The sequence below is a fragment of the Arcanobacterium ihumii genome (assembly GCF_900604515.1).
Classification (GTDB): domain Bacteria; phylum Actinomycetota; class Actinomycetes; order Actinomycetales; family Actinomycetaceae; genus Arcanobacterium_A; species Arcanobacterium_A ihumii.
On sequence record NZ_UWOS01000001.1, the window covers coordinates 744,641 to 771,106 of the forward strand.

A 26,466-nucleotide genomic window follows, 5' to 3' on the forward strand; every position below is an offset into this window, starting at 1 on the left:
TCTATCGAACCAGCATTCCTGGTTCTAGCTCCACACCGGCCGGTGCAGATGCCGGAGAAGCAGCCTCCTGCGAGGTCCCGCGCCAACGAGAGATCGAACGCATCACGTGGTAGATGATAATTGCACAGAAGGAACCAATTGCAATTCCTTCGAAAGCCATATCGCCCAGCTGAAAGCTGTAGTTCGCTATCGCCACAACCATTGCAACCGCTGCTGTGTTAAGGTTTACCGGGTCAGAGAAGTCCACACGGTTTTGTACCCAGATACGTACACCAAGCATTCCAATCATTCCGTACAGGACAGTAGCTGCTCCACCTAAAACTCCCGGCGGAATCGTTGCAATGAGCTGACCAAACTTGGGGAACATCGATAATCCAAGAGCAATCACCGCCGCGATAATGTAGGCGGCGGTGGAATAGACTCGTGTTGCTGCCATAACACCGATATTTTCAGCGTACGTCGTAGTTCCTGAACCACCACCAGTACCAGCAAACATAGTGGAAATACCGTCGGCAAAGAGTGCACGGCCGGTGACGTCGTCTAGATCCTTGCCGGTCATAGCTGAAACTGACTTTACGTGGCCTACGTTTTCAGCGATGAGTACCAGCACTACTGGGATAAAGAGACCCAGCAAAGATACATCGAAGGAAGGTGCTCGAAATTGCGGCACACCAAGCCACGACGCATTTTCGATTGCCGTGAAATCTACTTCACCGCGTAGTACAGCAACCAGGTAGCCAACCAGCACACCTACTAGGATCGATAGTCGACCAAAAATTCCACGGAACAATACCGTCACAAGCAAGATCGTCACGATCGTAACGATTGCGGTAACCGGAGCGATCTTGACGTTATTCCAGGCGGCAGGAGCTAGGTTGAAGCCAATGAGTGAAACAATCGCACCGGTTACTACCGGTGGCATCAGCTTATCGATCCAACGTGCACCGGCAAAGTGGACGATCACGCCAACTAACACCAAAGTAGCACCAACGGCGATGATTCCGCCTTGCGCCAAGGATGCTTTCGATTCGTCGAGCGGTTCACCACCTCCTGCTACGTAACCAGTTACTGCACCGATTGGGGCAAGTAAAGCAAAGGACGACCCCAAATACGATGGGAGTCGCCCTGACGTTACCAAGATAAAAAGAATAGTTCCGAATCCGGTGAAAAATAACGTCGTTGCCGGATCGAAACCAGTGAGTAATGGAACCAAGAACGTGGCTCCAAACATTGCCACCACGTGTTGAGCTCCAATGCCGAGCATAATCGGCCAGTTCATTCGTTCATTAGGAAGAACTACATCCCCAGGGGGCATGTGTTTACCGTCCCCATGCAATTTCCAACCCAGCTTATTTACCATTACTACTCCTCTTCGCAAGTGGATTCTCAGTTATAGTAGTGGCTTAATAGCTCAATTCGCACACTGTCCACATGTTGCCCTATTCACGGCTCAAAATCCGGAATATCTGAAAAATTCATGGCAGACTTAGCAGTGGTATTTTTTCTATGCGTTTTCACACTCATATGATCGCGTGAAATTATCGCTAGTAACAGGAAATTATCGTTACTGCAGTTGGGAAAACCTACTCAGAGAACGAATAAAGAACTTCGAAGAAGTCTGTAATCACGCGTTCGTTCGGATCAAATTTTCCATCCAAGTCAGAAATCTCACGTTCAAAGAACAGCCGATGGTCGCGGCGCCACTCTTCCAAGGTGCCTTCACCCTCAGCCTCAGCAACATGTGCTCCTACCATAGAAAATGGAACTACTTCTACTTCGCTGGTGCGGAGCAAAGCCCGCGGGTTACCATCACCATCACAAAGAATCCCTAGATCACCGACCGTCGGAAGAGGCACCCCTTCCATCCTGTACGAAGGTTCGTACGACGACGTCGCCCGCTTCTTCCCCAAAAGCACCAATTCACAAAGTTCATTGGCGAGCTCACGCGTATCCCCCAGAGTAAATGCCGACGGACGCAAGGAAGTGAGATCATCTTGAGCATCGAAACCCTGCGAAAGATTCAGCTTTGCAGCGTTGATGGCGTGAATCCAGAACGCTTCAAGGTCAACGTCGCGAGGCATCACTATGTCACTCATGATCATGCTCCGATTCCTTTGGATTCCAAGTCTGAACGTTCGTGTCTGTTTCAGTGAAGATGGTTTGAACCCAGTGAGTCGTTAAAATACGAGATAGAGCATTAACCATCAGAGCAGCTCCAATGCCGATTTTTAGCTTTGGGTGCTTGACTTGGCCGTTGCCACGCAAACCTTGAGACAGAATCACTCCACCAACACCGGCTTGAGCAGCAGCAACGATCGAAACCAAAACTGGACGCTTGAGGTAAACCTCACGATAGGCTCGCGCAACATCCGGCTCTACAACACCCTCTCCTGCAATTTCCCAAGCGAGAGTTTCGGAAAGAACATCGCTGCGGCGTTGCTGAGCTTTGAAAATCCGAGCACCTGGAATATCTGCAAGTTCGCCATTTCCACTCAAAACAGCCATGACCTCGCCAGGAAGCCCAAGCGCTCGTACTAAGTTTTGTGCGCCGGCTTCAGCTGGGACCAAGAGCGCTTTACGAATATCAGCGAAAGAAGCATCAACGACGTCGGCAACCGCACGCCTAGCAACAGCACCGGCACCAAGTTCGTCGATAACGAATTCTTTGGCGACCGTGTTTTCCTTGACCCATGGAAATGCCGGCTGTTCTCCAGACCAATCCCATGTAACTCGCGTGTTGTTACGGCGAACGATCAACACCGGATGCTGCTCGGGAGTGTTATCAACCGAGAGCGCCACCACAAAATCTGGGCGTGGGAATATCTTGCGCGAAAGATCGAGTGACTGTTTAGCAACCACCAGCCGGACTTCACCCATCTTGACGACGGCAAGATCAGCGTTTTCTGCATTTGCCATGACCGGCATTTCAGACATCGCTAAATCAGCTAGGAGAAGCATCGGACCAGCATCGAGCTCTGGGATTCCTTCTCCAATAATTCCATCAGCTTCGTCATCGGTAACTTTACTGACGTCGAAATCTGCAACCGAGGTCAGATCCTCGCCCGCTGCCGCGGCAAGATCGGCGTCGTCAATATCTACGGCGCCAAGATCAATTGGACCGTGAACAACGTTTCCACCGATTTCAACCGCAACTTTTCGAAGCTTCTCAACCATTTCTTGAAGCAGATCATTAACCGAGTAGCCCAAGAAAACCTGACCATGATCGTCCAAGGTCGCAACGCGCCTGCGCCTACCACCTACCGCGAGCTCAAAATCGAAACCGCAGTCGCCGTCGTCCTGACCGCGTCCGAGGATTCGATGCTCGGCAAAGAAATCGAGGATATCTTCGGTGGAAGTTAGTCGTGGATCGAGCCGTTCGATACGGCCACGTACTGGTCGCCAAGATGCCATGAGGAACGCCTTTCTGTTTCCTCTAGCTTAGCTTAGATGCGCCGCACAAGGGTGAATACATTTCGCTCAGCGTGAGCGAAGCTGATCAACCTGGTAAAGCGAAATTCCAGTTGCCACCGCCGCATTCAAGGATTCCATCTCCGAGGCAATCGGGATAGAAGCAATAACATCGCACGTCTCGCGCACTAAACGGGAAAGTCCTTTGCCCTCTGAACCGGTGACGAGTACCAGTGGCACATCGGCAAGATCGAGGGTAGCAATCGACTGATCGCCTTCTCCTGCCAGACCGACGACGAAGTAGCCGTTTTCCTTGAGGTATTCAAGAGAACGAACCAAGTTCTTTTCACGTGCGATTGGAACGCGCGCCACTGCACCAGCAGAAACTTTCCAGACGGTGACGTTCACCGAGGCGGAACGACGCTCTGGAATGAGCACTCCATCTGCACGGAAAGCCGAAGCAGAGCGGAGCACGGCACCAAGGTTGTGTGGATCGGTTACCGAATCAAGTGCCACGATAAGTCCTGGACGGGAAGAGTCGTAGGAAGCTTCGATAAGTTCGTCTAGTTCCGCGTATTCGTGGGGTGGGACCTCGATAGCAACGCCTTGGTGAACAGCACCATCAGTCATGCGATCTAATTCAGAGCGAGTGACTTCCAAAAGTGGTGCACCTGCGCGGGTAGCGGCACGCATTACTTCTGCAACACGGTCGTCGTTCGCTAGTGCACCAACAACGAATACGCGAGTAAAAGGAATTCCCGAGGCTACCGCTTCAACAACCGGATTACGGCCAGCAATCAGCTCATAACCTTCTGGAAGACGTAGCGATCCACGTAACTTTGGACCTGCCGCCTTTGCTGCAGCGGCCTCAGCAGCCTTCTTACGCTTGTAAGCAACATGGTAGGTGCGATCTTCAGCCTTTGGGGTTGGCCCCTTACCCTCGAGGGCAGCGCGACGCTGACCGCCAGAGCCGACCTTCGTTCCTTTTTTTGCACCCTTACGTACTGCGCCAGGGCGTCCAAAATGATTTGCCATAGATTTAATCGCCAATCTTCCATCGAGCGCCCTCGCTGGAGTCTTCCACCACGATACCTGCGTTAGACAGTGCATCACGGAGGGCATCTGCGGTGGCCCAGTCTTTATTTGCGCGAGCGGTAGCTCGGTCTTTCAAGATTCCTTGAACCAGTGAATCAAGGGCATCGTAGAGTTTGTTCGAACCCGAGTCAGATCCACGCCATGGAGCAGCATATGGGTCAAGACCAAGAACGTCGAGCATAGCACGAACAAGGAGTTGCTCTTGGTGGATTTCGTTCGTGTGCTTAGTTGCAAGTGCGGAATTACCACGCTTAACATGCTCGTGAATAACCGCAAGCGCAGCGGAAACGTTGAGGTCATCATCCATCGCTGTGACGAATTCGCTTGGAAGTTCTTCAGGACCTACCGCGGCGACGTCCTCCAAAGAAATCTCCCCAACGGTATCCACGGCACGGTTGACGAAACCGGAGAGACGCTCCCACACTGCCGTTGCTTCTTCTAATGTGCGATCCGAATAGGCAACTGTGGAACGGTAATGAACCGTACCAAGTGCAAGACGGACGATCACGGCTGGATGCTCACGCACGATATTTTCCACGGTCAAGGAGTTACCGAGGGACTTACTCATCTTTTCACCGTCGATGGTAACCCAAGCATTGTGCATCCAGTATCGAGCGAATCCATATCCGGCTGCATGGGACTGAGCTTGCTCATTTTCGTGGTGCGGGAAGCGAAGATCGATTCCACCACCATGAATATCGAAGGATTCACCTAAGTACTTTCCAGACATGGTTGAGCACTCCAAGTGCCAGCCTGGGCGACCACGACCCCACGGCGTCTCCCATGAAGCGGTTAACGGTTCGTGCGGCTTAGCCGCCTTCCATAGCGCGAAGTCATGAGGGGAACGTTTATCTGGTTCACTGTCATTTTCGTCCACATTGAGATCGGCAAGTGATTGGCGCGTCAGTGAACCATAGTCTGGTAGAGAGGCGACGTCGAAATACACGTTTGCTTGCTCACCCACGTAGGCATGACCACGGTCAATGATCCGTTTGATCAGCTCGATCATCTCTGGAACATGACCGGTAGCACGGGGTTCGTACGTTGGGCGAAGGACACCAAGGGCGTCGTAGGCTGCAGTGAATTCGTTTTCGAATCGGTATGCCCAAGCCCACCAAGGTTTCCCAGCCTCAGCTGACTTATTGAGGATCTTATCGTCAATATCGGTGACGTTTCGTACCATCGTGACTTCGTAACCACATCGACGTAGCCAGCGAACCAGCACATCAAAAGCAAGGGCAGAGCGAATATGCCCGATGTGTGGAGCACCTTGAACAGTTGCACCACACAGATAAATCCCCACTTTACCTGGTTCGAGAGGTTCAAATTCTCGAGTGGTGTGAGTTGCGGAGTCATGAATTTTAAGAGTCACGGTTCTAGCCTACCTTGCTACGGTATTTTTGCGCCAAAACACGATACTATTGTATCCGTTTCCATTGTGTTTAACGATTATTTTCCCTTTTGAAGCAATTTCGAAGTATTTTGTATCTATGACAGAAATAAATACCGCGCAATCTGTGATCCCTCCAGTGAGCGAAATTCCAGAATTGGCTGCCGACGTCGTCAAAACGGACGGCAAAATTTTCACTAAAAAAGTTCTTGCCTGGGGATCGTGGGATTGGGCGTCTGCCGCATTTAACGCCGTCGTCACTACCTTTGTTTTCTCGGTCTACTTGACGAACGCGAACCTCTTTGGATCTTCTGCAAACACACTGCTCGGTTACGCACTGTCAATCGCCGGAATTATCATTGCAATCGTTGCCCCAGCTCTTGGGCAAAGCGTTGACCGCAGTGGTAAATCCGCAACCGTGCTCCGAATCGCAACACTAACAGTTGTTGCAATTACCGCATGCCTTTTCTTTGTTTCGCCAAACGAAAATCGGTTGTGGCTGGGGCTTTTCCTGCTTGCTAGCGGAAACATCGCCTTCGAAATTGGCTCGGTTATCTACAACGCCATGATCACCGACATCTCAACCCCAAAGAACGTTGGCCGAATTTCCGGCTTCGGTTGGGGAATGGGATACGTGGGTGGAATCGTCCTACTCCTCATTCTTTTTGTGGGATTCATCAGTCCTGAGGTGGGCTGGTTCGGTGTTACCAAAGACAACGGCCTCAACATTCGTGTTGCCATGCTCATTGCTGCTGCTTGGACGTTTATTTTCTCTGCACCGTTATTGCGGACTGCTAAAGATAAGCCACGCCGCCCTGGCACTGAATCCGAGGGGATCATCGGTGCCTATCGTCAAGTTTTCGCTTCGATCCGCGAATTATGGGAAATCGATCGCTCCGTAGTCTGGTTCCTCATTTCATCCGCTATTTACCGCGATGGCTTGGCTGGTGTTTTCACATTTGGAGCGATCCTTGCGTCTGCCGCATTCGGATTTAGTGGCGGCGAAGTTATCATCTTCGGCGTAATTTCCAATGTTGTTGCGGGTATCGCAACAATAAGTTTTGGAGTTTTGGACGATAAACTCGGTTCGCGAGCCGTCATCATTATGTCAGTTGCCGCCATGACAGTCTTTTCGCTAATCGTGTTTCTTTTCCACGACGGCGTCGGCCCACTTGACGCAAAAGGTGTGTTCTGGGTGTTCGGCGTTGGACTCTGTGTGTTCGTTGGACCTACACAATCGGCTTCGCGTACGTACCTTGCCAGAATCTCGCCCAAAGGTGAAGAAGGCGAACTCTTTGGTTTATATGCGACGACGGGTCGAGCAGTTTCCTTCCTGGCGCCGTTCATGTATGCCACCGCAATCAGTGTGGGAGCAGGCATTACCGGGCTTTCGCTTGATGAGGCAGCTTATTTTGGCATCCTAGGAATTGCGTTAGTGCTCCTAATCGGCTTGCTAACCTTTATCCCAGTCAAAGCACAAATCAAGGATTAGACTTGTAGGCTTCAAATAGCTTGATAGTTTCGTCAAGGCGTGGAGAAGGTTTTCCGCTCCACGCCTTCCAATAGATCTCACAAGCTGGCACGCTTGTGCCTATTGTTTGTTCGAGAACTAGGTTCTCATTCTTCGAATAGATATACGCCTCGCCGACTCGCCTCTTGGTCTCCATGAATCCACGCATGATGATTACGGATATGCTGAGCAATCGCGAACGATCGGTAAGTCATTCCATCATCAGTTGCCATTCCTGCATATTTTGTTACAAAACCTATATGCACAACCACACCATCAGGGCGGGCAAAATCATTAGCAGTAGTCCAACTCCGCGAATAGGATAGTTGGTTATAATCTCGTCCCCGTGGTCGTTGATAGTAATGCCAAGCACTGCTCATCGACTACCCTCCTGCAGCTAAGATCTGCGATGCGAAATTAATACGATCGTTATCAAACACTCGATAATTTGCATAGTTAGGTGTCGCAGCATAAGCCATCGCATAATTTACCGCGGCATTTACATTAAAGCTCGGAACTGCAGACCGAACAATATATTACAAGCTTTCTAACGCGTCTGTAATTTTACAAATGAGTTTTAGCGATACACGAGCGCGGTTGCAATTGCCGCCAAGCCTTCTTTGCGGCCGGCAAAGCCGAGATGATCAGAGGTAGTTGCCGAAATAGAAACAGAGGCATTAAGAATTTCGCTCATAGTTTCTTCAGCTTCTACCTTCCGAGGCAAAAAGCGCGGCTTTTCACCCACAATCTGCACCGAAACATTTGCTATTTCCCAGCCTTCAGCACGGATCTGGCGTGCTGATTCAGCCAAAAGCACTGCACCTGAGGCTCCTGCCCATTGGGGCTGATCGGTACCGAAAACAGTTCCAAGATCACCCACACCAGTGGCGATTAACAAGGCATCACAAACCGCGTGGGCAGCTACGTCGGCATCCGAATGCCCTTCGAGTCCAACCACGCCGGGCCACTCCAAACATGCCAGCATCATCTTCCTGCTTGGGTGCGGAGAAAATGCGTGAATGTCTACGCCCGTGCCAACACGAAGGTTACTGAGATTCATTGGGTTACTCCTACGCTTGCTGTACCGCGGTTATGCTGATCATCGGCCTGGCTCTGGATACGCTGAGCAAACAGCAGATCTGCAACAGCCAAATCAAAAGGCGTGGTAATCTTCATCGCCTCGGGATCGCCAGGAACGGCAACCACCGGTTCTCCTAGCAGTTCAACCAAAGCGGCATCGTCCGGTGCGGCACTAAGTTCACTTTCAGACATCGCTTCGCCAGCTTTGTGAGCGCGCATCAAAAGTTCAACATCGAAGCCTTGAGGTGTTTGCACTGCTCGCAGCATTGATCGATCGAGCGTTTCTTGAACATTTTCAGCACTTGCACCTGCACCAACCGTGGTCCCAGCATCAACGCGTTTAATCGTGTCTGTAACAGCGAGAGCTGGAATAACCGCAAGGTTGCCGTTTTCCAATGCAGCAACCACACGGCGAATCATCACAGCAGGTGTAAGCGCGCGAGCGGCGTCGTGCACTAAAACAAAATCGGCATCAATCGCATCTAGCCCACGCATAACCGACTGCTGACGAGTGCTTCCACCTACAACAAGTCGTGCACCCAAACTGGCATCACCCAAAGCACGCGCGAAATCACCTTCATATCCAGAAGGAACAGTTACAACGACGTCGGAAATACCAGCTTCGTTCATACCACGAACGGCATGCACAATGAGAGGTTCTCCCGCCAATAGAACCAGAGCTTTGGGGATCTGTGCGCCTAGCCGAGAGCCTGACCCGGCACCTGCGATTACAGCAGCTACCTTCATCGCAGTGACGCGTTACTTGGCCGATTCAGCGGAATCAGCTGAAGCTGCAGAATCAGCACTCTGCGCTGAAGCCGCACTCGATGGAGTTGCTACTTCTTCTGCTTCATCAGCGGATGCTGCTGAGCCTGCGGAAAACTCACCGAGGATTTCGTTAAGAAGCACGCCGGCTTCATCTTCAGAAATATCACGAGCAAGCGCAACTTCAGAACCGAGGATTCCACGAGCCTGGGAAAGCATACGCTTTTCACCAGCGGAGAGACCACGATCGTTGTTCCGGCGGGAAAGGTCGCGAACTACCTCAGCAACTTTGTTCACGTCTCCAGAAGTTAGCTTCTCGCCGTTTGCCTTGTAGCGTCTTGACCAGTTCGAAGGCTCTTCAACGTTTTCCTCGCGAAGCACAGAGAAAACACGCTCAAGCTGTTCATCGTTCGACACATCACGCACTCCAACCTGCTCGATTGAATCAGCAGGCACCTGAATCGTGAGATCACCTTGGATAATGCGCAACGTCAAGTACATGCGCTTCTCACCTCGGATTGTTTTCTCCGAGATGTCTTCAATATAAGCTGCACCGTGATGGGGGTAGACTACCGTCTCACCAACTTGGAAAGTCATAGTGATCTCAACTCTTTCTGTTCGCTGACCTCTATTCTACCAAAATTGAGCGAAAGAAAATTGTGAGATTTCCTAGGGTAGTTATTCCCCACTAATAAGCTTGTAACCCAAGCCTCGAACGGTCACCAAAAGCTTTGGTTGTGCTGGGTCTTTCTCAATCTTTGTACGTATCCGCTTTACGTGAACATCTAGGGTTTTTGTATCGCCGATGTAGTCGATTCCCCAGATACGATCCAGAATCTGAGTGCGTGTTAGAACTCGATCCGGATTTTCCATCAGGTACTCAAGCAGCTCGAACTCTCGCAATGGCATCTGTACAAGTTCTCCGTCAACTTTTACCTCATGTGCCTCAAGGTTCATCTCAAGACCGCCGACGACGAGCACTTCCTCCGGGTCTGGCTCCACCATATTTACCGAAACAGTTCGGCGTAGCAATGCCCGAACTCGAGCCAAGAGCTCGCGGTACGAGTAGGGCTTCGTCACGTAGTCATCTGCTCCAAGCTCAAGACCCACAACTTTGTCGATTTCCGCATCCTTGGCAGTAAGCATGATGATCGGAACGCGCGACTCCTGGCGAATCTTCCTACATACCTCGGTTCCCGAGAGCTTGGGTAACATAAGGTCGAGAAGCACTAGATCGACGTCGGCACTTGCGAATCGATCGAGCGCCACCAAACCATTCTCTGCCTGGATCACGTCGTACCCATCGCGCCCCAAGTTAAAAGCGAGCGTCTCTCGGTAGGTAGGTTCGTCTTCTACTAGCAAAATCGTAGTCATTACTTTTCCTCCAGATCTACCGGCGACGCGTCTTCCGGCTGACTCATCCCTGCTTGCGAATATTTTGGATCCTCATAACGCGGTAACGTAATCGTGAAGGTCGACCCTCTACCAACCTCGCTCCACAGTGTGATGTCTCCGCCATGATCCGCGATTACGTGTTTAACGATACTTAGACCAAGCCCAGTTCCACCGGTATCGCGCGAACGAGCTTCGTCGGCACGATAGAAACGTTCAAACACTCGGTCCTGAATCTCGCGCGGGATTCCCGAGCCTTCGTCAATTACCGCTATCTTGACTTTGCCTCCGTCACTCGAAACACCAATCGAAACCGTGGAATGCATGGGCGAATATCGAACGGCGTTGTCGAGAAGGTTCCGTACCGCCGTCGTAAGTAGCGAAAAATCGCCGACGACGCTCAAGTCCTTTTCACCGCCACAACGAAGGTTGATGGCACGCTGTTGAGCTTCGATCTGGGTACGGTCGATCGCGTCGGCGATTACCAAATCTACAGAGATAACCTCTGGGTTCGCCAGCGCATCGCCTTCTTGGAGGCGCGAAAGCTGGATGATTTCCTGTACCAGTTCCCCGAGCCGAGCCGATTCACGTTCAAGTTTTCCAGCGAAATTCGTTACAAGTTCGGGCTCGTTCGATACTTCTTGGATAGTTTCAGAAAGAAGCTTTATTGCTCCTACCGGCGTCTTAAGCTCGTGCGAAACATTGGCAACGAAGTCGCGGCGCGTTTCATCTAAGCGGCGCTTCTCAGTCTGATCTTCGAATAGAACGATTGAATGAGTGTCCATAACCGGAGCTACTCGAACCCAGATCCGGCGCGACGGTGAATCTTTCGTGGTGCGAGTGAGGTCAAATTCCGCATCGCGAGGAACACCGGATTCCATAACGCTCGTGACGATCGTAGCGATATTGCGCCTCAGCATTCCGTCTTGGATCAACCCAAATACGGTTGCGAGTTCAGTCGAGTGGCGGATCGTTAAATCAGGGTTAACGACGATGACACCTTCAGGCAATGCGTCAAGCATAGACATAACGCGACGCTCTGCAAGGTCAGTGTTCTCGGTGAGCTGCTTGTTAACTTTTTTCTTGTGCATCCGCGCTTCAGTACGCCAGATACCCGCGACTGTTACCGTCCCTAGAAAAATTCCCAGAACGAAGATGAGTGCATCGTGCATAAATCCAGACTAACGCGTTCTTTAATCAATCATGCAAAAGTGCGCAAAACTAGAAACCTTTTGTTTACCTAAATTCTAGGTATTGTTAATAAAAATCTGGTTAGCTAGGACCAAGACGTTAGGTGGAGTGCGCTCTGCTTACGTATTAGATTGCAATTTAGTAGGAAGCATAAGGAGCTCACGTGCGCGAACAGTTCCATCAGCAGATGAATCAATTGGCAGAAACTCTAGTGGTTGAAGCTAAGGCAGCGGCAAAGGCTATGAAGGGCGCAGCTGAGGCACTACGCGATGCCAACCTAACAAAAGCAGAAAAGGTTATTGACGCTGATCGTAAGATTGACCTGCTTGAGCGCACTGTAGATGAAATGGGAGTTTCCCTCTTGGCACGCCAAGCACCGGTTGCTTCAGATCTCCGTACGGTCGTAGCGGCGTTGCGCCTCTCTGCTACTTTAGAGCGCATGGGCGACCTAGCTCGTCACGTTGCTTATGTTGCACGCGGACGCTACCCCAATGTTGCAGTTCAGGGAGATGTACACGATCTTCTGGTAACGATGGCCGAGCACGCTGCAACAGTTGGTGAAAAGGTTGCGATTCTAGTTGATACGCGCGACCTCTCCCTCGCAACTCAGATTGTTGAAGAAGACGATATCCTCGATGATCTTCATGCCAAGTCTTTCCAAATTGTTCTTGACGATACGCGCGACCTCACTCGCCAGGAAATCGTTGACACCATCTTGCTGGGGCGCTACCTTGAGCGTTACGGTGATCATGCAGTGTCTGTTGCGCGCCGGATGAATTTCTTGGTGAAAGGACTCGGTAACGACGGTGCTGATCCGTTTGCAGAGGTAGACCTCACCGAAGTCTGAAAGTTATGAGGTGCCAAGGGGATGAAGAAATGTGGAGTTTTCGCCTTATTCATACTTAGCACCATTAGCTTGAGTTCATGTAGTGGCACACATTCCAACGACGTTCGTGGCGTTGAGCCTAGTAAGCCATCGTCGTCTTCATCGCGTCTATCTGAATCTCAAATCCAACAGTTGCTCGACGGTATCGATTGCACGGACGGAATTGTTCGTTCCGCCGGCGGAATTGATCGAAACTTTTCTGGTCATGTGACGCCGATTCGTACGCCTTCTCTTCAAGCAGCTGTTTTATGCAGTACCAAAGAGAGCTTTTCCGTCCTTGAAAATCGATTCGAAAGTGAATCTGCCGAGGCTATACGGCATGCCATAGGCACACCAAAAATGTGGCAAAAGACCATATTTACTGGTGATCTTGACCAACTCGCTGAGATTTTACATCGCGATGATGCACCGCGAGAACGCAACTGCACCAAGGAAGTTAACTATCCACCAAACCTCTGGGTCGTTGACGATGAAGGTGATGTTTACCGAGTACGTTGGCCACTTGATGGTTGCCTCCATAATGCCGAACAAGGTTTCCTCAACGATTCGTTCCCGGTTCAATCTACGGCCAAATAAATATCTGTGGCAGAGCAAGGCAAGAGCCTTGACTTTGCGATTCTAAACTAAGGGTTGGGTGGGTGCCGTATATAATCGGTACCCACCCAACCCTTAGGTCCACCCTCTCTAAAGCAAGTAGATCAGGCTAATTCAGTTTCACTTACCTTGGTTAGCAACTGCTTCAATAGCTGCCTTGGCTGCTTCTGGGTCAAGGTAGGTTCCACCCTTGATTACAGGCTCAAGGGTTTCTTCATCGAGCTCGTAGTAAAGCGGAATTCCGGTTGGAATGTTAAGACCAGCAATTTCATCGTCCGAGATGCCATCGAGGTGCTTAACAATCGCGCGCAAGGAGTTTCCGTGAGCTGCGATCATAACCGTCTTGCCGGTCTTGAGATCAGGAACGATCTGCTCTTCCCAATAAGGCAGGAGGCGCGCAAGAACATCTTTCAAGCACTCAGTCGCTGGAATTGGTTCACCAGCATAACGTGGATCCGTATCCTGGGAGAATTCCGACCCAAGCTCAATTGCTGGTGGTGGAACATCGTAAGAACGACGCCATTCCATGAAAAGCTCTTCGCCGTATTCGTCGCGAATTTCCTTCTTGTTCTTACCTTGGAGCGCACCATAGTGACGCTCGTTGAGGCGCCAGTTACGCTTAACTGGAATCCAGTGACGATCGGCCGCGTCAAGCGCCAAGTTCGCCGTCATGATTGCGCGGCGAAGCATTGAGGTGTGGAGAACATCTGGGAGAACCTCGGCATCGGTGAGGAGCTTACCTGCACGGCGAGCTTCCTGCGTACCCTTTTCCGAAAGTGGAACATCTACCCAGCCAGTGAACAGGTTCTTTGCGTTCCATTCACTTTCACCGTGGCGTACAAGCACCAGTTTGTAAGTCATAGTCAACTTCCTCAAATTGAAGTGGTTTGGTCATGCGCTAAGCGCACCGCTATCATTCTATCGAATTTTGGCGTGAACGATACAGGACCATCAACCAAGGTATAACGTGCAAATATGAACTTATCACTAGCAAGCATCGTAGGGATCGGCGTCGGAGTGGTGGTTGGAGCCCTCGGCGCTGGAGGGGGAATCCTCTCCATCCCATTCCTCGTTTTCCTGCTCGGTCAAAATGCGCACGATGCCGCTGCCGCTTCCCTTGTTATAGTTCTGTTTAGTTCTCTAATTTCACTCGGATTGCGACGCCGGCAGGTCCAGTGGTCTCAAGGTTTCGTTTTCGCGGTGATTAGTATGGTTGGGGCTGTGCTCGGAGCACGTTTGAACGTCCGAGTACCGGCGTCTTTCCTGATGTACTCGTTTTGTACCTTGCTTATTGCTATTTCCGTCATGATGTTTGCCAAGGCATTGAGATCCCACAAGCACCCGACGGACGCCACCGCTACGATCGACCCAACCAATGGAAACGTTGCTCAAAGCCGGCCGCTGTGGGTTGCTGCTATCGCTGCCATCATCACCGGTGTGCTTACAGGATTTTTTGGAATCGGCGGAGGAATTGTGGTGGTTCCGATCTTAGTTTTCACGCTAGGATTCACCATGCCGGCAGCAACCGCAACTTCCCTACTTATCATGGTAATTACCGCTATTGCAGGGATTGGAGCACGCCTTGGTACCAGCGTTCACATCGATACCGCTTTAATCCTTTGCTTCGCCCTTGGATCGATGCTCGGAAGTGCCGTTGGTAGCAAAGTAACTCGCAATATGAAAGATTCCACCCTAACACTATCGTTCGCCGTGCTGTTAGCACTGGTAGCAGTGGCAACGATGCTGTTGACGGCTCTTGGATATTGATCCAAGAGCCGTCAACTAAAGTTGCTTACAGCGAGGAACGCTGTTAACTATTTTCAAATCGAGGTTACTTATCTACCGAAACACCGGGAGCGTTACGGCTCAGATTCGCTTCCATGAGGTTTACCTTTTTAGATTTAGTTGCAATCTTATGACCAAACCACAATGCCAAGAAGAGTGGCAAACCAATGTATGACGATAGCAACGCAACCATGTCTCGGTTAGTCAAGATTGCTTCGTAGTTCTGACCAAGAATAACAAAACCACACATGACCATTGCAACAATTGGACCGAGCGGGAAAAGCGCAGCCTTGTACGGAAGCTTAGAAACATCATTTCCTTGCTTCACGTAAGCTCGACGGAAATTGAAGTGCGACCAAGCGATCGCCATCCAAGTAATAAACCCTGCCAAGCCAGAGGCGTTTACGAGCCACACATAAGCCTGACCATCACCGATAAGCGAGGTGAGGAAACAAAGCGCACCAACAACCGTCGTCGCAATCAAAGCATTCATTGGAATGTTGCGCTTATTAAGCTTGCCGAACATCTTTGGCGCCTTTCCACCGCGTGCAAGCGCCCAGAGCATACGGGTCGAGGCGTACATACCAGAGTTACCAGCCGAAAGGATCGAGGTAAGAATGACGGCGTTCATGATGGTTGCCGCTGCAAGTACACCTGCATTGTCAAAAATGAGGGTAAATGGTGAGACGGAGATTTTGTCTACGTCTGCTGCGAGCAGGCGGTTGTCCGTATAAGGAAGAAGGAACCCGATGACGGCGATTGCTCCGATGTAGAACAGAAGAATTCGGAAGAATACTGCACGGATCGCCTTGGGGATCGTACGTTCTGGATGCTCTGCTTCACCAGCTGCGACGCCGATGAGTTCCGTTCCTTGGAAGGAGAATCCAGCAATCATGAAAATGTTGAGAACGCCAAGCGCGCCGCCAACGAACGGAGCTTCGCCAACCGTCCAGTTCTCGAAACCAGGAGATTTACCACCGAGGATTCCGAGGATCATCAGAATTCCTATCCCTAGGAAGATAAGGACGGTTACAACCTTGATTGAGGCGAACCAAAATTCGGATTCACCGAAGGAAGAAACTGTAAGAGCGTTAATAGTAAAGAGGATGGCAAGGAAGATTGCCGACCACACCCACGCGGGAACGTCTGGTAACCAGTACTTCATTACCAGGGAGGCCGCTACCAATTCTGCAGCGACCGTGATCGCCCAGTTGAACCAGTAGTTCCAACCAGTTGCAAAGCCGAAAGAGGGGGATACGAAGCGGGTTGAGTACTCCTCGAATGCACCTGCTACTGGGAGGTAAGTGGACATTTCTCCCAAAGACTGCATAAGAAGAAATACCATCAAGCCGATTAGCGCATAAGCGAGAAGTGCTCCACCTGGGCCTGCTTCCATAATGGAGCTACCAGAAGCAAGAAACAGACCCGTTCCAATAGCGCCACCAATTGCGATCATATTCAAGTGACGGGCACGCAGACCGCGGCTTAGGTTACCTTCGGCTGCTTCCGTTTCAGGATTGCTTGTCATGGCAGTTCCTTGTCTAATAATTCACTAAATTGCATAATTTACAATTCAGACTGTACATCTTTCTATAGAGTAAACCCACACCTACACGATGTGGCATAAGAAACACTGGCATCAAACACAATTCCAACAATTTATATTCTTACGATAAAGAAAATAGATATACATCCACTAACCTCGGAAATCATCCCACGGGTGGAGAAATGAAACATAGATCGTGAAATATGATCAGATTATGAATTTCTTTGAATTGATCGATGATTCCACCTTTATCGCTTCGATAATCATCCTCGCGGCATCGATCATCTGGACCACTGTGGCACTTCCCTACCTATGGGAACGCCGCATCCGAAAAGTTGCAATGGTGCAAGAATACGGTCAAGAAAGTTCGCCACGATCACAAAGCACACAACGTTTCCGGCTCGGAATGCGCAAGGCTGGGCGTTTCCTAGCTCATTTCCTTTCGTTAATTCTATGCTGTTTATTGGCTATTTGGACTGCTTTTATCGGTTTCAACCGGTCAACTCTGTGGTACGCAACGTGGGATGACTTATTCGGACAACTGGACCAACAGGTGGAAGTTCAAGACATCGGCGGTGGTGATCCCACTGAAGGCAACAAGGGCGAAACATCCCATCCACAACCGAAACAAACTCACTCACCTTTTACAAAGCTTCAAACCGAATCTTTAAGCAACCCTGCTCTACCCGGAATCACGGAGTCTAAGCAAGGCCAATGGATAAAAACGAATATCGACGGTCAAGGTGCGCGAGGTGACGGTACAACGTATATCTATTTACCGCCGTCGTACTTAGCCTCGAGCAACCGCGCCTACCCAGTGGTGGTTGCTTTCCAAGGAGTGCCAGGATCACCTGCAGGCTTTACCGAAATCATGCACACCGCTGAAAAATATCAAGAAGCTGTGGGTAAGAAAGAAGTAGGGGAAGCTATTATCGTGGCACCTACGGTGTTCCCTAAGAATCTTGACACCGAATGCAGAGATGTTCCAGGTGCAACCATCGAGACCTGGGTGACGACGACGATGCGGTCATGGGTCCAAACTAACTTGCGAACCAATAATTCGCGTGATTCCTGGGCAGTTGATGGATATTCAGCTGGCGGTTGGTGCTCAGCTATGTTTGCCATGAAGCATACGGACATATTCGGTGCCGGGATCGTGCGTTCAGGGTATTTTGCTCCTGACTATACCAAGGGCGTGCAGTGGGACAACCCTAATAATCCCGCCTATCTACTCGCTGAAGTTGCTAAGGGTGCACCAGACACTAGACTATTCGTGCTGGTTGGGAAGAAGGATGGGACAAAACGCGCTAGCTACGACGCTTTCAAACAAGCGCTCAAAGCACCTACAACTCTTACTGAGTTTGAAGTAGGTGGCAGTTCGCACCGCTGGGACGTCTGGGTAAATAGCCAGGCACGCTCATACGCCTGGCTTGGAAAAACACTTGCGGGATTTAAATACAGCGAGTGATGCTCATGCACGTGTGGGGTCATTGCGGCGATTGACCGCTCCGACCCCACACTTTCACCCTTTGTTCAGTGACGCGAGTACTTTTAACTCGTTCGATAAAGACCGCTTGTAAGACTCACTCACTCGCGAGCGCACGACGGCGACTGAGTATCGTTGCACCCCCTAGCAGAGCCAATATCCCAAGCATAGACAGCCACAAAGTAGCCGATCCGGTTTTCGCAAGGTGTGGGGAAGGAGCAGCTAAATCGCCTACTAGTTCGGGCAGAATCACATTCTGGCACGCCGTATTATTTGCCTCTCCATCCGAATCGTTTTCCATGCTGACGCGGTTGAAAATACCAGGCCCTGAACTCGCCACGCCCGATTGCACACATTGGAAATCGGAAACCTTGAACAAGGAGTGCTCAGTGTCCACCACGAAGTTCATAGAGACGGTAAATACCCGTGACTGACCCGGAGCCAGCGGAACTTCACCAAGTGGATCCGCCTTAGCCAGAGTCCACGGTTGACCAGCCATTACATCGGCTCTACTGATATCGTCTTTACGAACCATCACGCCATTTTGATCCAAATATTCTTCCCCTACCGCTACATTCCGTAACTGAGCCGAAGCGGGAATCGTCAAGGTATCAGTCACATCCTGAGGAATCCCCGAAGTGATCGACGTCGACTTATTCGTCACCGTCACAGTGTACTTCGCCGTGTACGAACCGTCGGTGTTCTTGACAACCGTTGCACCGGCGTCGCCATTCGTATTTTCTTTCTTCACAGCGAAGTTAGATGGAATCGCACCACAGTCGCCATCGGTGAGCGTCTTACCAGCCGAGCTAACAAAAGCGGTGTTGTGAATATCTTGAATACTCGTCTCATTGCGCACCGCGCATTGATCTTTGACCTGTGGAAGGGCGTCCGGCCGCAGGACTCCATCACCGGTAGGATTCGAAATATTCATTATCACCGTATAGGTTTCCGATGCTGCCGGATTAGTAGCGCCCAGCTGACGACGTGGATCTACCACTGTACCGTCTGGCTGAACTGTTGGTTCAGCCACGATCACCGCGTCAGCTTTTCCACCGTGATCAACAAAACCTTCTTCACCAGCTGCAGTATTCGGCTGGCTCCTAAAGATCTTCGTCTGAGGAGGGGTTGAATCAGCAGGGTTCGAATCAGGGTAAACAACCTTCAGGTACTCGAGTGCCACCCCAGCCGGAACTTCTGGACGGTCAATAAGCGAATATCTCGTTGATCCATTTACCGATGGATTGCTGACCTTGATCTGATATTCAACATTCCAAGTGCCGTCCCACTGCCCGTTGACCAGATTTTGATGGGTACCAACATAGGTCTTGGATACCTGAGCAGCCGGCACAATCGTGTTAACCACATCCACATCTGTTTGAGTTCCCAAAAGATCAAACGTGAAGGTGTTGTGCAAACCGTCGTGGTTTTCATCGCCCACAGGAGCGCCGTCAATCACAAACTTTTGATTCGGATCCCACTGGTACTTAGCCGGATCTACCAAATTGAGATCTGCAACTGTTCGGTCAATAGCTACACCACCAACGGTTGTAGTATCAGAGCCCGGCGGGATTTCCGCAACGCTACAAGCAGCTCCGCGTGGGATAACTGAACCAGTTGAAACACGTGTTCCGCCTGCGGTTACATCAACGATATTGCGAACCTCGGTTCCATCTCCAGCACGGCAAATATACCCAACCTTGTAAATACCATTTGGCACAGCGCCTTCTGAAGCTCCTGCAATCGGAGCCTTCCCGAGGTTAAGTTTGCTGAAGAAACGTTGCGTATCATTTGTAACCGTGAAGGAAGCCAGTTGGTCAGTAGCAACCACTGAACTTGTTGCTTCAATCGGAACATTGCCCATAGGCACCGTCCATTCGTAGGAGGCATCCACTGATACCGGCTGCGACGGTCGGCTATTTTCCGTGACAATACAGTTTGATCCGGCAAGGATCTGAGTATCACCCTCATTGGCAAGAATCTGTGCTTTCCCCGCTCCGAGCACGTACCATGAACCAGTCTTGACGGTCCCATCCTGCGCCGAACACGTCCAATATCCGAAGTATTGGTTTGTTGCAGCTTCCTTGGTTGCCTGAAGAGACTGCTGAACCGCACCTGTTACAACCTTGGTTACATCAATTGATCCATATTGACGTAACGGGCTAGTGATCACCCGGAGATGAGTTGTGTTTCCAACCTGAGTTGGGATCGACCATATACCTGACTGCGGGGCGAAACCTGGGGTTGCCCCAGTTGGCACCGACGCCGCCGCATACGTTGTCTCGTTCCAAGCCCACGAAGAATCCTGGAAGGCGTTCTTGTTTAATTCCTTGGCACGAACACGGCACTCCCACCCAACTGGGATGAAGTCAGCACCTGATTCATCAACCAATCGAACCGAGCCATTGTTGATAGGCAAAACCAGTGAACCCTCCAAAACATCAGAAGTATTCGTTGGAGAGGAGCATCTCCACACAACGTTAATATTTCCGCCTGGTTTGAGGATGGATTCATTTCCATTAAATATCGTCGAAACCTCAACCGGCGCGTAAACACGTTGCACATCGTTCGTCACCGTAGCAGTTGCCGGTGTCGTTTCCGAAGCGATAATTGCGGCGGTCGGAACTGCCGTTGAACCGGCGTCCGCCTGTGAATACGCTATCGACGGTTGAGTCCAAGACCATGAAGCATCCACTAATCCCTGTGCAGTAGGAGTGCTTTCAGTAACGGTACAGCTGGTCGTCAATGGAAGTGGCGTCTGCCTGGCACCCGTCGTGGAATTGATCAATTCAGCGGCACCGGTACCTGTTCGAGACCACGAACCCCGAGCCACCTCTTGACCTTGATATACACACTGGTATGCTCCTGAGAATTGAGCCGTATCTTTGACACCACCGGTCTGCGCAGTCAATCCATACTGCTTGAGAATATCCAAGGTTCCCGTTACGCGTTCAATATGGTTCGTAACGCTCACGTCAATCGATGCAGCGTCCATTGGAACTGTAAACGTGTCTCCATTGGTAAGTGTTAAAGGCTTACCGTCCACGGATACTGCAAACGTAGGTTGTTTCCACCGATATGAGGCATCCTTAAGCGAATCTTGTCCAAGCGCACCTTCACTCAACGTACACGTCCAACCACGTGGAACAGTTCGCAAGAAGGAAACGGTTTCACCATTGGTCACGTCAATTCGGCGTGGGTCAAAAACGTCATTTGCCTGATCAACACACGAAGCGTTGACGGAAAATTTCTGCTGAGGATCAGCCATTCCCGTAATTTCGCCATCAACGGTCTTGGAGATATTCACCTTCGACTCAAGCTGAAGAATCTCGTTCTTCACTACCATCACGTTTGTTGAATCTGCTTCAACGGTAGCTGGTTTCACTTCCGCAGTTACACCCGATTTACCCCACACGTAAGAGGGGTTGCCGACGGCAGGTGCCCCGGTCGGATTTGTAGCAGTAGCGCCTGGAGCAGATTCGGTTGGAACACACGAAGCATTAAGTGGCAGAAGTGAATTTTCCTTCGTTAAGTCAACCGTCTTACCTGTGGAATCTTGTGCTGTTACAGTAGCGCTACCAGGACCAAGGATAGACCATTGTCCGTTAACGGGCGCATCGCCGTCGTGCGTACAGGTAAAAGCTCCCGAATATTGAACGTCGTGTCCGAGTTGGCTCGCAGCCACATTTCCAGTTATCTCTTTGAGAAGCGCAACAGTTCCATAAGCACGATCAATCTTGTTCGTTACGGTGAACGTACCGTTGTCGCCTTCGGTTGTCACGAGCAACTTCGAATCGGTTGTAGATGTTCCTGTATGAGAGACGGTGTATTCTCCCCACACATAGGAAGAGTCTTTCAGTCCGCCAGTTGGCGTAGTTTCCACTACACTACACGACGCTCCGAGCAAAACGTCATAGGAAACAGTTCCATCGTCTGCCACAGTTTTTGCTGGGAATGAATATCCCGGAACACCTGGACGCGAGCACTGAAGACTCATCGAGAACAGTTCTTGAGTTCCGCCCACGAAGCCCTGTGCTTTATTTTCTGAAGCGACGACTTTATGGACGCTCACTTTTCCACGATGTTCAGACATCGTATTCGTGGCATTAACAGCAGCTTGGACAGCTCTATCCGCAGGTAGTGTGAACGTGACGCTTCGATCCGTCGTCGTAATGTTCGTAATACCGACGCCGGAAACATCAAATTTCACTTGGTCCCAACGGTATGGATCCTTAGTTGGAGGCATAGTGCTGGACTCGGTGACCGTACAGGTTGAGCCAGCAGCGATCGGGTCACCAGAGGATGGGGTCAACGTTATCGAGCCATCCACGCCAATTGTTTGACCAGTGTTTTTATAAATAATTCCGCTAAGGGACGTACAGGTGAAATCAAAGCTGAACTGGGCCCCCGCATCAAAGGCTTCGCCGGCACTGCCACCCTCAACCTGTTTCGTCAAGGTAATTCCGGCAGTGTACTTAGCAATTTCGTTATCGATGATGAGCTTAGCAGCAGGCATAGTTGAGGAAACTAAAACAGGACTGCTGACGGTATTGTGAACCCAATAAAAAGATGGGTTTGAGGCATCCGGTGCGGCCGGGTCATTTTCCGTTGCCGAACAACGCGAGCCATATAAGACGTTGGCATTTGTTCCATCAGCGCTCAACGTTGCCGATCCAGATGTCACCGCTAGAGTGGCAACACCACGCCCAACGCGCGACCACGTTCCCTTTACGGTTTCACCACCTTCGCCATAAACACACTGCCAGGTTCCGGTGTAGGTCAGAGCCGCTCCAACTTCAGGGTTAGCAGCAGGAACGTCAAGCTTCTTCTCAATCGAAAATGCTCCATATACGCGCTCATATGTATTCGTGAACGTCACGCGCGGAAATGGGTGGGCTTGGTCTGTTGATTGTGCGTGAGCGGTAACTACCGTGCTATTCGTATTTCCTGAAGATCCGTTATGTTCAACTCCGTAATCAACTCGCCACGAAGTGCCTGCCCAGCGGTAGGATTCGTCGATCAGTCCAACAGATGTGCCCTTCACGTCTTGTTCCGTAACCGTACAGTTGGTTCCTGCAGGTACTTTTTTATCGGTATTGCGCCAAACCTGGTTTGCACCAAGAGTTATGGTTGCACTGTAATTCTGGGTATCCCCTTGAGCTGGTGCATCACAGGTTACCGTGAAGGTGAAGGTTTCATTTGAGTTCAGTGGTGCCAAGTCTGGGCTTACTTCCTTAGCGACGGCGATCCCACCGTAAGATTTTATCGTTTCGTTCTGGACGACGACGGTAGCAGAGTTATCATCCAACACTGCGATCGTATTGTTGGCTAGCGCCTTGCCAGCAGAATCAAGATACTTTGTGGCATCGCGGTTCCAATCAAAGTCAGCTTGAAGTAACGACTCGTTGAAGTTTGCATCCGTATTGGCTTCGGAGACAACGCAGCTAACTCCATTAGGCACACTGATTGTTTGCTGCGCACCATTGGCAACGTCAACCGCATATTTAAACTCATCACCACAAGTCACGTTGACATTAAAAGTATTCGAGCTCGTACCAACGTATCCGGTTGTAGCGTCACCGTTCGGACCTACTACCGACTTTTTGATTGTGAGGTTTCGGCGCTCTACGTCATATGTATTCGTAACCGTGGTTTTCAATTCACCATTAGTTGGAACAACATTTGTTGCCTTACCGTTGGCATCTACAAAGGCGGATAAAGAAGGATCTTTCCACACATAGTACGGAGCAGAGAATTCACCTTTTTGAACACTTGGCTTTGCCTCAGTCACGCTACAACTTGAGCCAGCCGGCACTGCCACAGTTTCACTTCCGCCAGCTGCAACGTTAACGGTGCCTGTAAAAGGGGTACCCGACGTCGTACACGAATAGCTAATCGGGAACTTAGTGGTTCCTACGTAACCTGCCGGAATACTGCTATCGGCAGGGCGAACCTCTTTGCTAATAACAAGGGTGCCCATATTGCGCGTCAAAGTGTTTGTAACAGTCACATTCGGAACAGTGTCATTCGAAGGACTTACGGATAGCGCACTATAGGTTGGCTGTGCCCATACGAACGACGTATCTTTAACGTACCCTTGGGGCTGGGCTTCGTTCACCTTACACTGGGCGCCAAGCGGTAGATTGTCGATCGTTTGTGATCCACCCGCAGCAAGCTGCACGGTTCCCGAGTAGTCTATTCCATTATAGTTTCCGCACGAATAAGAAATTGGAAATACTTGAGCGCTTCCACCTGTGAAGCCATTTTCAGGATCATTCAAAACCTTAGTAATTTTGATTGATCCGGTGCGGAATTCGTTATTCCAAGTACAGGTTACATCGGCACCGTCGGCCAATTTCACGTTCCCAGAGCTATCAACTGGTACTGATTGACCGGAGGAATCAGTGCACACCAAAGACTTTTGGCTAAAGCCAATAACTTTGGTATTTGCCAGTTCAGAAAGCCAATAAGTTCCGGATGGAACCCATTGAGTTACTCCAGAAGTTCCAGAAAAAGTTTGGTCTTTGGTAACGGCATCGCTGGCAACTCCCAGTGCGAAGAGCGTCCACTCATTGCCTGTCACCTGTGGAAGGTTATTCGTAACCTCTTTCTTTAAGGTGAGCTTCGTTTTTGCCTGGTAATCGTTATGGAAGGTACAAATAATGCCATTGCTCTGCTCGTTGGGAGCTAAACCAACTCGTTCGAAGTTAATACTTCGCTTAGTGAGATCGTAATCAACCGGTACATCATCTCCAGCAGTATTTACGCACTTCATGGACTTAAGTTGCCAACCGGTGGAGTTATCTCCACCTAGCGGAGTTGGAGCGTCTTCGGTAATTGTAAAGTCGCTTCGGCCAACAAGGAAAGAATATGATTGTGACGAAGCCGCCTGCGCGTCTCCTAAACCATCAGGTTGCAGATCTGGAATCGACCCACTCTGCAGGAATGTCTTGCTGGTTGAAAGTGTTGAAGGAGCTCCTGCAACTTCATGGGATTTAACGCCAAGGGTTTCCGTAAACGAAAACTTTGGTATGGATACATTTTGGGAATTTGCATCCGCCGTGGCAGTCTTCTTGATCGTTAGAATTCGTTCCTGGTTAAAAGACCCGTAGAGGCAACCGTAGGAAACTTGACCTTCTTTAGTTACGAAACGGTCAATTGGAGAAGAATTTGCAGGTGGTGTATCTGGGCAAGTTCCATCGGCATCCGGTACAAAGCCCCATAAAACTAGACGATATGGAACACCATTTGAATCAATAACAATCTTGGTAGCAGTTGTTTTTTTGATACGAAGAACATCATCCGAAGACGGAGCTTTATCAGCACTTCCTTTAATACCAGGGTAGCGATACCAATGGTTATCGATTTGGAAATAGCCGTTAGAGTCAACATCGGCGTACATGTCGTACCACCCATAGCCTTCTCCCACGTACTGGTAGCAACCCCATACGCCATCAACGCTTTCGGCTAAGGAACCTTGGTAACAAACATATGAGCCCGGTTCGCCCTGTGGCCATGCCACTAAATTGTAGGCACCACCCTTCCTAGCAACTGTGGACGGTACCTCGTTATTCGGGGTTTCTTCTTGATCAAATGGAAAGCTCTCAACGTTCCCATTGATGTTCAAATCAATTGAGCCGTGCACGAATCGATTCGTGGTCTGGATTGGGAAGTTATTGTGGCGCATAGTTCCCACCAAGAATTGCGAACCCGCCACTACATTTCCCGGATTATTCGCGCGGAATCCCAACGCAGAGGTATCACTTACTGAAATGTTTGGACCACACGAGACGCTATAGCCACGCGAAACATAAGACCAAATATCTGCACGAGTAGCAGTTTGCCAACTTGGCTGCGACGTAGTTGTTCCCACTGTACCAGTACCATATCCATACCGGACACAATCAAGATAGGAGTAATCAGGGGCGCTTTGAGTTGAATCGTTATTAACGGTAACTTGCCCCATTCGCCCTGACACGCTGCCGATATTCAGCGTTTGCGCACCCGGTTGTTCAGTGGCCGCTTGTGCCGAGTCTGTTGGCTGAAAGGCAAGGGCAGAAACAAACGTTGTGGCAAAAAGCGTTAGCGTGCTGAACAACGCAAAGGCCTTGTGTGACAACGTGAAATACGTGGCTTGAGGAGAGCGCTCGAAACCGAGTCGTTTTTGCTTGCGCATTTATATTACTCCGAATTTAGACTACTACATTTTTACAAGATATATAATGATCCGCTACTGGCAGGATCTCCTTCATTAAAAAATCGGAAATCTGCCATTGATCAAGATGTAGTGCACAAATATCTGAAATATTTTGTGTACTGCGAGTTAAGGAATATACAA

20 protein-coding genes are annotated in these 26,466 nt (G+C 50.2%); 5 read left to right on the plus strand and 15 right to left on the minus strand.

Annotated elements, in window-relative coordinates; all coding sequences use genetic code 11:
* Position 1 precedes the first annotated feature (1 nt).
* From EIH22_RS03330 to cysS, 5 genes are all read right to left on the minus strand, one after another.
* Positions 2–1,360, minus strand: coding sequence for a uracil-xanthine permease family protein (locus EIH22_RS03330; protein ID WP_124054374.1), 1,359 nt, complete (start codon positions 1,358–1,360; stop codon positions 2–4).
* Positions 1,361–1,583: 223 nt separating this feature from the next.
* Positions 1,584–2,096: an ASCH domain-containing protein gene (locus EIH22_RS03335; protein WP_160149012.1), complete on the minus strand. Its 513-nt coding sequence runs from the start codon at positions 2,094–2,096 to the stop codon at positions 1,584–1,586.
* Positions 2,089–3,411: a hypothetical protein gene (locus tag EIH22_RS03340; protein ID WP_124054376.1), complete on the minus strand. Its 1,323-nt coding sequence runs from the start codon at positions 3,409–3,411 to the stop codon at positions 2,089–2,091. The genes EIH22_RS03335 and EIH22_RS03340 overlap by 8 nt, the downstream gene beginning before the upstream one ends.
* Before the next feature lie 66 nt (positions 3,412–3,477).
* On the minus strand, positions 3,478–4,443 hold the full coding sequence (gene rlmB / locus EIH22_RS03345; protein WP_124054377.1) for a 23S rRNA (guanosine(2251)-2'-O)-methyltransferase RlmB: 966 nt from the start codon (positions 4,441–4,443) through the stop codon (positions 3,478–3,480).
* A gap of 4 nt (positions 4,444–4,447) precedes the next feature.
* Positions 4,448–5,875: a cysteine--tRNA ligase gene (gene cysS / locus EIH22_RS03350; RefSeq protein ID WP_124054378.1), complete on the minus strand. Its 1,428-nt coding sequence runs from the start codon at positions 5,873–5,875 to the stop codon at positions 4,448–4,450.
* Positions 5,876–5,993: 118 nt separating this feature from the next.
* Here cysS and EIH22_RS03355 point away from each other — a divergent pair, with 118 nt between their 5' ends.
* Complete coding sequence (locus tag EIH22_RS03355; RefSeq protein ID WP_124054379.1) at positions 5,994–7,385, plus strand: MFS transporter; 1,392 nt, start codon at positions 5,994–5,996, stop codon at positions 7,383–7,385.
* Positions 7,386–7,510: 125 nt separating this feature from the next.
* Here the strand turns inward: EIH22_RS03355 and EIH22_RS08990 are convergent, their stop codons facing one another.
* From EIH22_RS08990 to EIH22_RS03385, 7 genes are all read right to left on the minus strand, one after another.
* Positions 7,511–7,783 carry a hypothetical protein gene (locus tag EIH22_RS08990; protein WP_235001752.1) on the minus strand — a complete coding sequence of 91 codons (273 nt, stop codon included), beginning with the start codon at positions 7,781–7,783 and terminating at the stop codon, positions 7,511–7,513.
* Between the two features lie 3 nt (positions 7,784–7,786).
* On the minus strand, positions 7,787–7,936 hold the full coding sequence (locus tag EIH22_RS09140) for an amidase domain-containing protein (RefSeq protein WP_407640827.1): 150 nt from the start codon (positions 7,934–7,936) through the stop codon (positions 7,787–7,789).
* A 44-nt stretch (positions 7,937–7,980) separates the two neighbouring features.
* Complete coding sequence (ispF, locus tag EIH22_RS03365; RefSeq protein WP_124054381.1) at positions 7,981–8,463, minus strand: 2-C-methyl-D-erythritol 2,4-cyclodiphosphate synthase; 483 nt, start codon at positions 8,461–8,463, stop codon at positions 7,981–7,983.
* Entirely contained in the window at positions 8,460–9,230 is a 771-nt protein-coding gene (ispD, locus tag EIH22_RS03370; RefSeq protein WP_124054382.1) for a 2-C-methyl-D-erythritol 4-phosphate cytidylyltransferase, read from the minus strand. The genes ispF and ispD overlap by 4 nt, the downstream gene beginning before the upstream one ends.
* Positions 9,231–9,242: 12 nt before the next feature.
* A complete protein-coding gene (locus EIH22_RS03375; protein WP_124054383.1) occupies positions 9,243–9,845 on the minus strand; it encodes a CarD family transcriptional regulator in 603 nt (200 codons plus the stop codon).
* An 81-nt stretch (positions 9,846–9,926) separates the two neighbouring features.
* A complete protein-coding gene (locus EIH22_RS03380; RefSeq protein WP_124054384.1) occupies positions 9,927–10,622 on the minus strand; it encodes a response regulator in 696 nt (231 codons plus the stop codon).
* A complete protein-coding gene (locus EIH22_RS03385) occupies positions 10,622–11,812 on the minus strand; it encodes a sensor histidine kinase (protein WP_124054385.1) in 1,191 nt (396 codons plus the stop codon). Before EIH22_RS03385 ends, EIH22_RS03380 begins: the two co-directional genes overlap by 1 nt.
* A gap of 182 nt (positions 11,813–11,994) precedes the next feature.
* Here EIH22_RS03385 and phoU point away from each other — a divergent pair, with 182 nt between their 5' ends.
* Complete coding sequence (gene phoU / locus EIH22_RS03390) at positions 11,995–12,678, plus strand: phosphate signaling complex protein PhoU (RefSeq protein WP_124054386.1); 684 nt, start codon at positions 11,995–11,997, stop codon at positions 12,676–12,678.
* A gap of 69 nt (positions 12,679–12,747) precedes the next feature.
* Positions 12,748–13,293: a hypothetical protein gene (locus tag EIH22_RS03395; protein ID WP_235001753.1), complete on the plus strand. Its 546-nt coding sequence runs from the start codon at positions 12,748–12,750 to the stop codon at positions 13,291–13,293.
* Between the two features lie 138 nt (positions 13,294–13,431).
* On the opposite strand, the gene EIH22_RS03400 is transcribed toward EIH22_RS03395, so the two are convergent.
* A complete protein-coding gene (locus tag EIH22_RS03400) occupies positions 13,432–14,172 on the minus strand; it encodes a phosphoglyceromutase (protein ID WP_124054388.1) in 741 nt (246 codons plus the stop codon).
* 114 nt (positions 14,173–14,286) lie between these two features.
* Between EIH22_RS03400 and EIH22_RS03405 the strand changes: the two genes are divergently transcribed.
* The gene (locus EIH22_RS03405) at positions 14,287–15,078 is read left to right on the plus strand and encodes a sulfite exporter TauE/SafE family protein (protein WP_124054389.1); all 792 of its coding nucleotides are present in this window, start codon (positions 14,287–14,289) and stop codon (positions 15,076–15,078) included.
* A gap of 64 nt (positions 15,079–15,142) precedes the next feature.
* On the opposite strand, the gene EIH22_RS03410 is transcribed toward EIH22_RS03405, so the two are convergent.
* Positions 15,143–16,624, minus strand: a complete 1,482-nt coding sequence (locus tag EIH22_RS03410) for an amino acid permease (protein WP_124054390.1) — start codon at positions 16,622–16,624, stop codon at positions 15,143–15,145.
* A gap of 232 nt (positions 16,625–16,856) precedes the next feature.
* Here EIH22_RS03410 and EIH22_RS03415 point away from each other — a divergent pair, with 232 nt between their 5' ends.
* Positions 16,857–18,110, plus strand: a complete 1,254-nt coding sequence (locus EIH22_RS03415) for an alpha/beta hydrolase (protein ID WP_124054391.1) — start codon at positions 16,857–16,859, stop codon at positions 18,108–18,110.
* Positions 18,111–18,225: 115 nt separating this feature from the next.
* On the opposite strand, the gene EIH22_RS03420 is transcribed toward EIH22_RS03415, so the two are convergent.
* A complete protein-coding gene (locus EIH22_RS03420; protein WP_124054392.1) occupies positions 18,226–26,304 on the minus strand; it encodes a DUF5979 domain-containing protein in 8,079 nt (2,692 codons plus the stop codon).
* Between the last annotated feature and the right edge of the window lie 162 nt (positions 26,305–26,466).